This is a genomic window from Metabacillus halosaccharovorans, from assembly GCF_002019635.1.
Classification (GTDB): Bacteria; Bacillota; Bacilli; order Bacillales; family Bacillaceae; genus Metabacillus; species Metabacillus halosaccharovorans.
Map to the genome: position 1 here is coordinate 1,296,826 of NZ_KV917372.1, position 12,754 is coordinate 1,309,579.

At 36.8% G+C, this 12,754-nt stretch carries 10 protein-coding genes; 1 reads left to right on the forward strand and 9 read right to left on the reverse strand.

The window, feature by feature from the left end; translation table 11 throughout:
• Positions 1–134 precede the first annotated feature (134 nt).
• Complete coding sequence (locus BK577_RS20630) at positions 135–1,181, forward strand: lactonase family protein (protein ID WP_078434682.1); 1,047 nt, start codon at positions 135–137, stop codon at positions 1,179–1,181.
• A 45-nt stretch (positions 1,182–1,226) separates the two neighbouring features.
• On the opposite strand, the gene dgoD is transcribed toward BK577_RS20630, so the two are convergent.
• The 9 genes from dgoD to BK577_RS20675 form a co-directional block, all read right to left on the reverse strand.
• On the reverse strand, positions 1,227–2,375 hold the full coding sequence (gene dgoD, locus BK577_RS20635) for a galactonate dehydratase (protein WP_078434683.1): 1,149 nt from the start codon (positions 2,373–2,375) through the stop codon (positions 1,227–1,229).
• Positions 2,372–3,007, reverse strand: a complete 636-nt coding sequence (locus BK577_RS20640; RefSeq protein ID WP_078434684.1) for a bifunctional 4-hydroxy-2-oxoglutarate aldolase/2-dehydro-3-deoxy-phosphogluconate aldolase — start codon at positions 3,005–3,007, stop codon at positions 2,372–2,374. The genes dgoD and BK577_RS20640 overlap by 4 nt, the downstream gene beginning before the upstream one ends.
• Before the next feature lie 57 nt (positions 3,008–3,064).
• Positions 3,065–4,069, reverse strand: coding sequence for a Gfo/Idh/MocA family protein (locus tag BK577_RS20645; RefSeq protein ID WP_342743316.1), 1,005 nt, complete (start codon positions 4,067–4,069; stop codon positions 3,065–3,067).
• Between the two features lie 179 nt (positions 4,070–4,248).
• Positions 4,249–6,411: a glycoside hydrolase family 52 protein gene (locus BK577_RS20650; protein ID WP_078434686.1), complete on the reverse strand. Its 2,163-nt coding sequence runs from the start codon at positions 6,409–6,411 to the stop codon at positions 4,249–4,251.
• A 35-nt stretch (positions 6,412–6,446) separates the two neighbouring features.
• Positions 6,447–7,343 carry a carbohydrate ABC transporter permease gene (locus tag BK577_RS20655; protein ID WP_078434687.1) on the reverse strand — a complete coding sequence of 299 codons (897 nt, stop codon included), beginning with the start codon at positions 7,341–7,343 and terminating at the stop codon, positions 6,447–6,449.
• Positions 7,344–7,361: 18 nt separating this feature from the next.
• Complete coding sequence (locus BK577_RS20660; RefSeq protein WP_078434688.1) at positions 7,362–8,240, reverse strand: carbohydrate ABC transporter permease; 879 nt, start codon at positions 8,238–8,240, stop codon at positions 7,362–7,364.
• A 206-nt stretch (positions 8,241–8,446) separates the two neighbouring features.
• Entirely contained in the window at positions 8,447–9,766 is a 1,320-nt protein-coding gene (locus BK577_RS20665; RefSeq protein ID WP_078434689.1) for an extracellular solute-binding protein, read from the reverse strand.
• A gap of 115 nt (positions 9,767–9,881) precedes the next feature.
• Positions 9,882–10,667, reverse strand: a complete 786-nt coding sequence (locus BK577_RS20670) for a response regulator transcription factor (RefSeq protein WP_078434690.1) — start codon at positions 10,665–10,667, stop codon at positions 9,882–9,884.
• Positions 10,636–12,402 carry a sensor histidine kinase gene (locus BK577_RS20675; RefSeq protein WP_078434691.1) on the reverse strand — a complete coding sequence of 589 codons (1,767 nt, stop codon included), beginning with the start codon at positions 12,400–12,402 and terminating at the stop codon, positions 10,636–10,638. Before BK577_RS20675 ends, BK577_RS20670 begins: the two co-directional genes overlap by 32 nt.
• Positions 12,403–12,754: the final 352 nt, after the last annotated feature.

The following is a 12,754-nucleotide window of genomic DNA, read 5'->3' on the forward strand; positions in this document are numbered from 1 at the left end:
TCCTTCTCCTTTTCTATTCCATATAAATACTATTATAGTAGCATATTTAGTCAAATAGCTATATGAAAATGTTGTTGTTTCCAATTAACTAACGATATAATGAGAGGTATTACAAATTGAAAGGAGAATGACTCTTGCCAAAATTAATCGGTTATATCGGTACATACACAAAAGGTGAAAGTAAAGGAGTTTACAGCTTCACACTTGATACTGATGCTGCAAAACTCGGTGATGTAAAGCCAGCAGCAGAGTTGGACAACCCTACATACGTAAATATAAGCAACGATAATAAAAATCTTTATGCTGTTGTAAAAGAAGGAAATCAAGGTGGAGTTGCTTCCTACTCGATCAACAAGGAAACAGGTGAGCTTTCTGAAATCAATCGCACATTACTTGATGGCGCTTCTCCATGTCATGTGAGTGTAGATTATCAAAACAAGCAGGTTGTGACAGCTAACTATCATAAAGGGACAGTGGAATCATTTATAGTAAATGAAGGTGGAACAGTATCTTCAGCTGTTACGGTAGTTGAGCATGCAGGTCAAGGCCCGCACGAAAGACAAGAAAAGCCTCATACTCACTATTCCGGCTTCACACCTGATGGGAAATTCGTTGTGGCTGTTGACTTGGGAATTGATAAAATTATTACTTATAAAATTGAAAACGGTAAATTAGAAGAAGTTCACACATTGCTGGTGAAGGCCGGAAGCGGTCCAAGACATATTGCCTTTCATCCAAATGGCAAGTTTGCTTATGTAATGACAGAGCTGAGCAATGAAGTAATTGCTTTAAGCTATAATCCGGAATCAGGAGTATTCACAGAACTTCAATATATCCCTGCCATTCCTGAGGATTTTACCGAAAACAGTCAGGGTAGTGCGATCCAGATTTCTTCTGACGGCCGCTTTGTTTATGCAGGTAACCGCGGGCATGACAGCATTGCGCTTTACAGTGTGGCTCCAGATAGTGGTGAGCTTACATTCATTGAATATACTTCAACAGAAGGTAATTGGCCACGTGATTTTGTTCTGGATCCTACAGAAAAATTTGTTGTCGCATCAAATCAAGAAAGCAGTAACCTTGTCCTATACGCACGTGATACAGAAACAGGAAAATTATCTTTATTAGATTCTAGTGTATCTGTTCCTGACCCTGTATGTGTGAAATTTTTAAATAGTTAACATCAAAAGGATGAGCAAAACAATCATGCTCATCCTTTCTTCTCATTACCACTCCGCGATACTTCCATCCTTATGGCGCCAGACTGGATTTTTCCAATTATGACCTACACTACTCAGCTTTCGAACATGCTCTTCATCCAATTCAATTCCCAATCCGTGACCATTCGGAATTTTCACATACCCATCTTTATATTCAAATACATTTTTCTCAACGATATAATCTAATAGGTCACTTCCTTCATTATAGTGAATACCTAGACTTTGCTCTTGGATAAATGCGTTATGGCATGTAGCATCTACCTGTAAACAAGCAGCTAATGCTATGGGACCCAATGGACAATGCGGAGCTGCGGCAACATCATATGCTTCTGCCATTGATATAATTTTCTTACATTCAGTAATTCCGCCCGCATGTGACAAATCAGGTTGGATAATATCAACATATCCATCGTTAAATAACTGTTTATAATCCCATCTTGAATACATTCTCTCCCCTGTTGCAATCGGAATACTTGTTGCCTGGGCAATCTCTCTTAAAGCTTCATTATTTTCAGATAAAACAGGTTCTTCAATAAACATTGGCCTAAATACTTCTAATTCTTTAGCAAGTATTTTTGCCATTGGCTTGTGAACACGTCCATGAAAATCAATCCCTATACCGATATAAGGACCAACAGCTTCGCGGACTGCTGCAATTCGTTCTATAGCTTGATCAACTTTTTCATAGGAATCAATGATTTGTAGCTCTTCTGTTCCATTCATTTTAACGGCGGTAAATCCAGACTCAACGGCTTCTTGAGCAGCAATACCAACATCAGCCGGCCGATCACCACCAATCCATGAGTATACTCGAATTAAATCTCTGCAAGCACCACCTAAAAGTTCATAAACAGGTGCTTCGAAGTATTTTCCTTTTATATCCCATAAAGCTTGATCAATTCCAGCAATTGCACTCATTAATATCGGTCCGCCGCGATAAAATCCTGACCGGTACATCATATTCCAATGATCTTCTATTCGATGTGGATCTTTGCCAATTAATCCTTCCATTAGTTCTTTTACCGCAGCGGCAACTGTGGCCGCTTTCCCCTCAATAACAGGCTCTCCCCACCCAATAATCCCTTCATCGGTCATGATCTTAAGAAATAACCAACGTGGTGGAACTTGGAACAACTCATACCCGGTAATCTTCATTCAGATCTCTCCTTTACTTTCGAAACAAACTGCCTCGCTTTTGATGTAAGCTGTTCTATATACTCCTCATCTACTTGCTGATTCGAATTAACAAGGGCACTTCCTATTCCACAGCCTACTGCACCTGCATTAAAAAACGCATGAATATTTTCGAGATCAACCCCTCCAGTAGGTAAGAGAGGAATTTGAGGAAGCGGACCTAATATATCCTTTATGTAACTTGGGCCGAGAATCCCCGGAAAAACCTTAATAATATCTCCACCATTTTCATATGCTGAAAGAATTTCTGTCGGAGTAAAGGCTCCTGGTATACTGACTGCTCCATACCTTTTCGTTAAAGTAATCGTATCGCTATTAACTGTAGGCGAAAGGATAAATTTAGCTCCAGCCAATATTGCATGTCTGGCAGTTTCAGCATCCAATACTGTTCCGGCACCAACTAATACTCGATCACCAAATTCTTCTGTTATTTTTTCAATAACAGTCAATGCTTTAGGAGAATTCATTGTCACTTCAATCGTGGTCACTCCACCATTTAAAAGTGCTTCGGTTATTTTCATCACATCGTTTGGATCTGCTCCACGAATGATGGCAATTATCTTATTTTCCAGTATTCTATTTAACGTTGTCATTCCGATTCACCTCATTTTAAAATTCACTTTACTAACTCCAATTTATGAGGTACTATTTCAAGTTCTGACTATCTTTCCATTGTTTAAATACTCACTTAATTGAATAGGCTTCCCTTTTTCAGCAGAATGCAATGCCGCTACAGTCACTGCATGTGTTTTATATGCATCATGATAGTCTGAAAGAATCATTGAACGATCACCTGTTTTGACTGCGTGTATAAAAGCATTGTTTTCTTTTTCATAAGGATTCGCTTCATCTTTAAAAGAAGATGTTGTTCCTTTTTTTGAAGAATTCATCCCATCAAAGCCGACATGAAACAGCCCTTCATTTGTGTAATAGTCTAACCCGACACTTGAATCTCCTTCTGGTAAAATACATGTATTAGAAAGGTTGGCAATTACTCCATTTTGAAACTTTAGTGTAACAGTACCAACATCATGTACAGAGACATTCTCATATTGCTCAGAAAGAGACCTTTTTCCGAATGAAGAATAAACTTCATCAACTTCGCCGACAGTATAGCGTAATAAATCAACTAAATGAGTTGTCTGTTCAATAAATTGACCTCCTGACGTACTTTGGTTACGCCACCAAGGTACTAAAGGCATAGACCCCATCCAACCACCTGTCACCATTCCAAGTGTACTGCTATTCAGCTCTTTTTTTAGTAAAGCAATCGAATCACGGTACCTGAAGTGATACCCTACAGATGTAATAAGAGTTTGATCTTGGAGCTTGGACAGGATGTCTGCAGGTAGATCCAGATCAACCCCTAGTGGTTTCTCTACTAAAAATGGAATCTTTCTATTTAGTAATTCTAATTCAATTTCTCCATGAGCAAATGGCGGAACACAAATATAAACGGCATCAAGTATTTCACTATCAAGCATATTAACAACAGAGCTATATCCCTTTACATCATTGAAATCTTTAGCAAATTTATCTGCTTTATCCTGACTTGTTCCACAAATTGCCTTAATTTGTACTCCATCCATTTTATTCAATATCTTTGCATGAACCCCGCTAAACCAGCCTGTACCAATTATCCCTACGTTAAGCATGATCATCATCCCCTCGATTTATAAAATAATCATTTATTCTATCAGTTTACCTTATTTCGAAAACCCTTACATTATTATTACTAGATTAATTTTTAAAAAGTTTAAATATTCACCATACAAGTTCCCAACACAAAAAGCTGACCATATCCCGGTCAGCTTTTTATCGTTTATTCATTCAATTAAGAACCACTAAATATCGCTTCTTTTTTACCCAACTTAAGGTTTTTTTCTTGTTCATCAAGCCATAATATACTTGTTACTCCCCTAGGATAATACTTACTCCCGGATATTTGACCGGATATAATTTGATCACTCCAGCTCCAAACAGACAAGGTGGGATGTGTTAACCATTCAACATGGGCAGCATCAGCCTTCGCTCCTGCTTCATCCCATTCCCAGCCTAGTAGTTTCCGAGCAATAAATTGACTTAGATAGATTTTACTTAACCAAGAGTTATTACTAGTTGATGAGATTTTCCACCCACCGTCTTCAAATAAGCATACACCTTCCACTAAAACAGTTTTTAGATGTTTCTCAAGAGCTCGAATATAAGGTCCAAAGCGCCCATTTGGATCAAGTGCATCTTCACAGTTAGTAAAATAAGGGAAGATTAACCCTTCGATAGCTGGGATAATTTTAGAATCATTGTTTTCACCCACAACAGCCGGGATATATCCTTCTTCTGTTACATAACCAACGAGAGTTGCTGCACATTTCTTTGCCTGCTCACCTGATTGTCTTGCAAGGTCAGCTTTTCCATTTTCAGCAAAGATTTTTTCTAACGCAACATATGATGCCCAGCATTTCCCTGCCATATAAATGTTGTTTCTCGCCTGACCTAGCGATACGTCTAAACTGTCGTATGTTGTTATTTCAGCTCCACCCATCACACGTGTAGAATCAAGCCCCATCATCCCGTTACGTTCTTCTGGAACCGGGTGGTCACGATTTAGTAAACTTTCAAAACACTTGGTAATAATCTCCATATTTTCCTCTAGCCATTTTGTATCTTTTGTTTGTTCTACATACACTGCTGCACATAAGATCCAATTCACAAGTTGTTCATGTGTCATATGTGAGAAACATCCATCTAATCCATATAATTCATAGGAAGAAAAATGAGGACGAGAGATTGTATTAGCTACGCCCATGTCATGTGTAAAGCTTATGCCGCCCGGATACTCTGTTTCATCATTTGGAAAACGAACATTGTCTTCATAACTAAATCGCTTCACAAACATATCCAACTCGTTTTTTACTGTCCATGGGTTCATTTTCATTTCAAAAAACAGTTGGTCGACTGTTAAATCAAAGGTATTCATCATGCGGTATTCACCTTCATTTACAATCCAAAAAGGCTGACCCTCCGTTTCAAGAAATTGTGTACATCCATAATAACTGCGGATGGAATGAGCCATCATAAACTTCTGATCTTCTGATAAATGTGTGGCATTATCTACTAAAGTGTTTGCTTTCTCAGCACGTTCAATAATAGCAGCTGTATTTTCTAAAGCATATGCTGCGACGGACTCAATGTTTGAAAAATATTTTGTATAATAATATGAAGCATCGAGACCTGCTGTCACATATCCAGAACGGTGAAAACAAATAGCGAATTGATATGTACGGCTGGTCCCTGCTGGTACGTCCATAATCAGTGCCGCAATTGGCCCTAATCCAAATGTCCAGTTTTCCTCAAATGGTGTTGTTAATATATTTTCCATACTGAAATGCATGGCTGACCTTACATCAGGACTTGCAGACACAATGCTAGTTATTCGACCTTGACCTACCCCTGAAATTCCTTCACATGTATCATCCAATCGTCGCATCGAACTATATGGGTCATTTCCTTCATAACCAAAAAAGGCACGTCTTGTTTTTGTTCCTTTTGTATTATCGATTGTTAGCTCAGCAATAACAGCAGGTACAATTGTTAATTTTATCTCTTCATCTTTAGCTTTTTGTGGATCTGGTACAGATTCTGCCTGAGAATACACCGTAAATGTAATATCTCCCGCTTTCCAAGTATCTGTTCCAAGCTTAAAATCACGAGTTACTTCATTTGTAGGAAATGGGAATATGATTTTAGGTTTATTTTGCTCCGGATCTGGGTTTTCAATATCATAACGCTTACTCTCATCGTCTCCAGCGTCGAAAAATGGCAGTGCATCATACAATCCCTCTTTTTCTTTTGACTCGACACCGATAAATACACTTTTTCTTGGAGAACGTCCCAATTCAACGTCAAGTCCACCCCCACTGCCTGGAAAACCTAATGTAAAGCTGGAAAAAGACCCAATTGGTGAATGATGAGCATTAAAAAACTGATTTTTTGGCATAAAATCCCTGCTTTCTTAGTTATTAAAGATAAGAATTATCCTTTCACAGAACCAGCAGCAATTCCTTCTACAATTCGATTACTAAAGAAGAAGAAGGCAATTAAAATTGGAATAATACTGATCATTAGTGTTGCACCGATTGCACCCCACTCTGTCATGTATTGCCCGATAAAGTTTTGAATTCCGACAGTTAATGTTTTATATTTATCAGAACTAATGAATGTGTTGATAAAAATAAACTCATTCCAGTTATATATCATATTGATAATGACAGTAGTCGATAAAACAGGAGCTGTCATCGGTAATGTTATTTGAAAGAAAATACGATGAATGGAACAACCGTCAATAACAGCTGCCTCTTCTACCTCACGTGGTAATGTGTAATAAAAGCCCATTAAAATCATGATTGTAATTGGCAGGTTAAAAGCTACATATGATAAAACAACTGACAATGGATGATCAATTAAATTAAGCTTCAAGAAAAAATCAAAAAGCGGAATTAATGTTGAATGAACAGGAATCATCAACCCTACCATAAATAAACCTAATACTAATTTATTTAACTTCCATTTCATTCTCGTAATCGCGAACGTAACGAAGCTCGCTAAAAGTACTGTTAAAACAACCGCTAATACGGTTATCCAAACACTATTAAAGAAATATAAACTAATATTCCCCTCTGTCCAAACGGTTGTGTAATTCTCCCATTTTGGATTTGTTGGGAGAGCAAATGGAGAGTTGCTAAAAACCTCTTGATTATCTTTTAACGAGAAGAAGAATAACCAAATAAGTGGATATACTTGAAAGACAGCAATAACTGCAAGAACAAGATATAGCAGTCCATATCCAATTCGCTTTCCTATCAAACTTTCTGACTTTTTGGTAGTGGCAGTAACATTTGAGTGTGTTTGTTGTTTCACTTCTATGCTCATGTGGATCCCGCTCCTTTCTTAATACTGAATTTCTTCGCCAGTGGCTGTTAGTTTTCGAATAATCCATGTTACGACTAAACAGATTAGTAGTAAGAAGAAGCCAACTGCGCTACCGTAGCCGAAGTCATATGTCCCAAATGCCTTTTGGTACATATAGGATGCCATAACCTCACTTGAACCATTAGGTCCCCCACCAGTCATAACATAGATAAGGTCAAAATATTTAAGTGAACCAACAATCGCTAACACAATTGTTACCTTAATGACACCTGCAATAAGCGGAACTTTAATTTTATAAGCAATTTGAAAAGCATTTGCTCCATCAATTCTTGCTGCTTCAATGAGAGACTCAGGTATGTTCTTTAAAGCTGCATAATAGATTAAGATATAAAACCCTGCATATTGCCAAATAATCGGAACAAAAATAGCTCCCAGCACATACTTAGGTTCTGCAAGCCATGCAGGCGGGTTATCTATACCCAATGACATAAGTAAACTGTTCACCAATCCGTTTGAAGGATGATAGACCTTTAACCAAAGCTGAGCTATGGCAACTGAAGAAAGCAGCATTGGAATGAGATATATTTTCCTTAAAAAATTAGCTCCTTTAATCTTTCCGGCAAGTACTAATGAAATGATTAGATAGCCTACTAAACTTAAAGCTGAAAATAACGCTAGTAAAAAAGAATGATACGCACTAGTCCAGAACTCTCCATCTGATAATAATTTAATATAATTTTCAAGACCGATGAAGGTCATCTCTCCTATTCCATCCCATTTCATTAATCCATAGTAACCCGTTAAAGCGATTGGCACATAAATTAATACCAAAATGAGTAGTAGTGCAGGTAAAACATATAGTGCAATAACTAATTTATTGGACATCACTTTATCCATTGTTTTCTCACCTTTCTTTTTAAAGGTTGGTATGATCAAATCTTTTAGGGCTTACATCCCCGTCATTTATATTTCAAAAAAATGAAATTTGAAGTTTTGTTTTGCGGAGAGATTACTATATTGAGGCTATATGGGTATAAAAAAGGACATATCGATCAATATTGATATGTCCTTTTTCACTTCACATGCTTCTAAAAACCGTTAGCTTACTCTTCACTAGCAAGAGCTTCTTCATGCGCTTTCGCAAATTCTTCCGGTTTTACTTCTCCACCAAATAATGCTTGAATCATATTTAAGTGCTCTTCTGCAACAGATGCACTCATTTGAACATCGGCGTATAATGTAATATTACTTGCATTGCTTAGCTCATCTAATACATCAATATACATTTGTGGTAAATCAACTGAAGCTGTGTCAACTTTTGTTGCAGGGATAACACCAGCATCTGTTACTGAACGCTCACCCCATTTTTGCACAAAGAATTCCACGAATTTTTTCGCTTCTTCTTTCACTTCTGAATCTTCAGAAACGAACAAACCTACTCCAGGACCCCCAACAAAGCTGTTAATATCACCTTTTCCACCTTCAACAGTTGGGAATTTAAAGAATCCAACTGAATCTCTGAATTCCTGTGGAACATCTTCATTTGTAGTGTAGTTTGGTAATTCCCAAGAACCCATTAAGTACATAGCTGCTTGTTCATTCATAAACGGACCTTTTGCTTCATCATTGGATAACCCGTTGAAACCCTTTACAAATGCATCCATACCAACTAAATTTTGAATTTCTTCCGCAGCTTTAACTAGAGCTGGATCTTCAAAAGTTCCAGAACGATTGATAGCATTTGTTAAAGTTTCAGGACCACCAAGACGGTCAGCTAAATACATATACCATAAAGACCCAGTCCAACGATCTTTGTTTCCTAATGTAATTGGCGTCACACCATTGTCTGCAAGGGTCTTTACAATCTTTTTAAAGTCTTCGTAAGTTTCAGGTACTTCTAGATTGTATTTTTCAAAGATTTTCTTATTGTAATACACAGGTGAAATGTTTAATTCAAGTGGTAAACCATATGTTTTTCCATCTACAGCATAAGCTTCAGTTGTTCCTGCGATAAAAGAATCTTTTAGACCACCTTCTAAAATATCATCAAGTGGTGCAAATTTATTTCCCTTTACGTATGGATCTAAGAACCCTGCTGCCCATGTCATTCCGACATCTGGTAACTCATTTGATGCTGACAGTACTTTTAGTTTTTCCTTGTATTGCTCATTACTTAAAATTTCTTGCTCAATTTTAACCCCTGGATTTGCTTTTTCATATTCGGCTGCAATGTCATTGACAATCATATTATGTTGTTTCGAGCTTCCCGAAGGCCAAAGGTGCATGAGTTTTACTGTAACATCATCTCCACCAGAGCTTCCTTCACTTGACTCTCCTGAGCTGGAGCTTGAACAACCTGTTAATGCGAGCCCTACAATCATTGTAAGGACAAAAAATATTGATATCGCTTTCTTTTTTAACATGAATCTTTCCCCCTCTTACTTTTTATCATTCCTTTGTTATGCGCTTACAACGTAATTATAGCAACGTTTTTTCTGAAGAATAAGGTAACGATGGTTGGGGAAAATTCCACTTATTTTAGAAATCCTTCATCATTGCCGTTTTTCGATATTTACTTGGGGTTTGTCCCTCGTATTCCTTAAAAATTTTAATAAAGTATTTAGCGGTATTATATCCAACCGCTTCTGCAATCTCTGATACAGGCAAATTTGACTCTATTAAAAGGTTTTTTGCTTTCTGCAGACGGCTTCTCGTTACATATTCGCTAAAAGTCATTTTTGTTTGATCCTTAAAAAGCACGCTAAAATAACTGGAATTCAGGTGAACAAATGCTGCCACTTCTTTTAGTGTTAGTTGCTCATTAAGATGTTGATCAACATAATTCATCGCTCTCTGAATATGGGAATCTTCCGCCTTTTCCTCTACCTTTACATCAACTAACCTCTCATCAATAATCCTTGTCAGTTTTCCTTCTCTTTCACGTTTCTTTTGAACTTCAACAGCTTTTTCAACGGCTTCTATTAATTTCTTTTTACTAAGAGGCTTTAATAAGTAATTTAGCACACCTAATTGAATAGCTTCTTGTGCGTAATCAAATTCTGAGTATGCAGAGATAATAATTACAACAGGGTAATGCTTTTGTACTTGAAGTCTTTTGAGCATTTCTATTCCATTCATTTCAGGCATTGAAATATCTGTAATTAAAATATGGATTTCTTTTTGTTTTAAAATATCTATTGCTGCAGATGCTCCATCTGTGCTGATAATTTCAAACTGTCCATTTGCCCAATCTTCAAGAGTTTTCTTCAATCCTTGCCTTGTTTTAGGCTCATCATCCACGATTAAAATTGTTTTTTTCAGCATATGCCCCACCTCTATTTATCGGAATTTGAAACGACACACATGTTCCTTCGTTTGGTTTGCTTGAAATGTTAATTCCATTTAATTCATGCTGTTTATAGTAAAGATTTAACCGTTTATTCACATTACTAAGTGCCATACCATTCCCCTTTAATGATGATACCTTCCCTTTGTCCAGCAAGCCTTTAATTTTCTTTATGGTGTCAATCTCCATACCAGGACCTGTATCAAGGACTGAAATCATGATATAACCTGGATGAGAAGATAATTCCACAATGACATGTACAAAGCCACTTCCAACTTTATTGCCAACTCCATGTAAAATAGCATTCTCTACAATCGGCTGAATGAGCAACTTAGGAATAGGAACAGTTTCCAATTCTGAAGGTATACTTACCTGCCAGGTAAATCGCTCTCCAAATCTCATTTTCATGAGCTGCATATACAATTCAACATGCTCTAACTCCTGATTAATGGTTACCCATTCATCTTGTTTTTGGTTACTGATGGTATAACGAAATAATTCCGACATAGCTAATACCGTTTCCGCCAATTCATCTTCACCTTTTTCATCCAAAGACCAGTACATTGCATCCAATGTGTTGAAAAGAAAATGGGGATTTATTTGGGATTGCAAAGCTTTTAATTCTGCATGACTTTTTAATATTTCTTTTTCATAAACGACTTGAATTAGTTCATTCGTATTTTCGACAAGCTGATTATACGATTCATTAAGTCTATTAATTTCAATTGTCGAAGAAATCTGCGGATTCAACGTAAGTTCTCCCTCACTTGCTTTCTTCATTGTTTTTGTTAATCGAAAAATCGGCTTCGTAATCATAGTAGATAAAAACACCGCAAAAAAGGAGAAAATTAAAAACCCGAAAACACCTGATAGAAGAATAGCTGCCCGCAATACAGTAATACCGCCCATGACCTCATTAACTGGTGTTAGAATATACAGTGTCCATCCTGTTATAGAAGATGTTTGTTTCACTAACATGAAATCGCTTCCATTTAATGTTAGTGTTTTTTCTTTTTCCTTAATAATCGGTGAAATATCTCCATTGTAATTACTAGAAATTTGCTTATTATTTTGATCCACCAGAATCATATATTCATTGTTTAGACGGGTTTCACTGAATTCAAAATAATTAGGATTAATTTGTAATACGATATACCCACCATTTGAAAACCATCGATCGATTAAGCTAACTCTTCTTATTGCAAGGTAATAATACGGTTCATTGGGATCTTGTCCTATCCAGACCAATTTTCCTTCGGCCCTGTCAGCTTCTGAAATCCATCTCTGACTTATCCGCTTATTTAATGTTTCACCATCAAGAGGGATTAACTTTCGATTATCAGATGAGTAAATTTCTAAATTATTAATACCATTTGTATAGGTTAGATATTCATTACTAAGCCGGACTAATGCTTGTCTTTGGTGAAAAGAAGCCAGTTTCCCCTGTGATTCATCTTGAAGCATCTGTTGTATGGTTGAATTTGTTGCAACTTGTCTTGTTAATAAATCAATTTGCTGGTGCAGAGATTCCATCCTTCCGTTAGCTTCGACTGCAGTCTGCTGAATTTGTTTTTCAGCATTGTCTTGTAATAATGTTGAAACAATAAAATACGTCATGATACCAACAAAACACAAAACAATTGTCATCACTGTAATAAAAACTAGTAATATTTGATTACGTAATGTATTGTATCTACCTAATTTAATCCACATTCAAGCCCATCCCCAAGCAATTAATGAAATAAACTGTTTTTGCATGTTTTGTTGTAATGTAAAGGTGAAAATTAGTTCGTTCCATTGCTCTCCAGACACTCGCTTTCCGCGGGGAGGAAGCTGAGCCTCCTCGGCTTCGCCTGTGGGGTCTCAGCCTTTCCTCTACTTCCCGCAGGAGTCGAGTGTCTTCCGCTCCATTCCACTATAGAGTTAAAATAACTTTTATATACAACAAATTTTGCAAAAACAGCCATATAATAAAAATAGTAAAATACTACTTAAATACTTTATCATATCTTCATTTACTTTATCTACTGAATAAACTAAGTACAATTACTTATCGTTATTATTT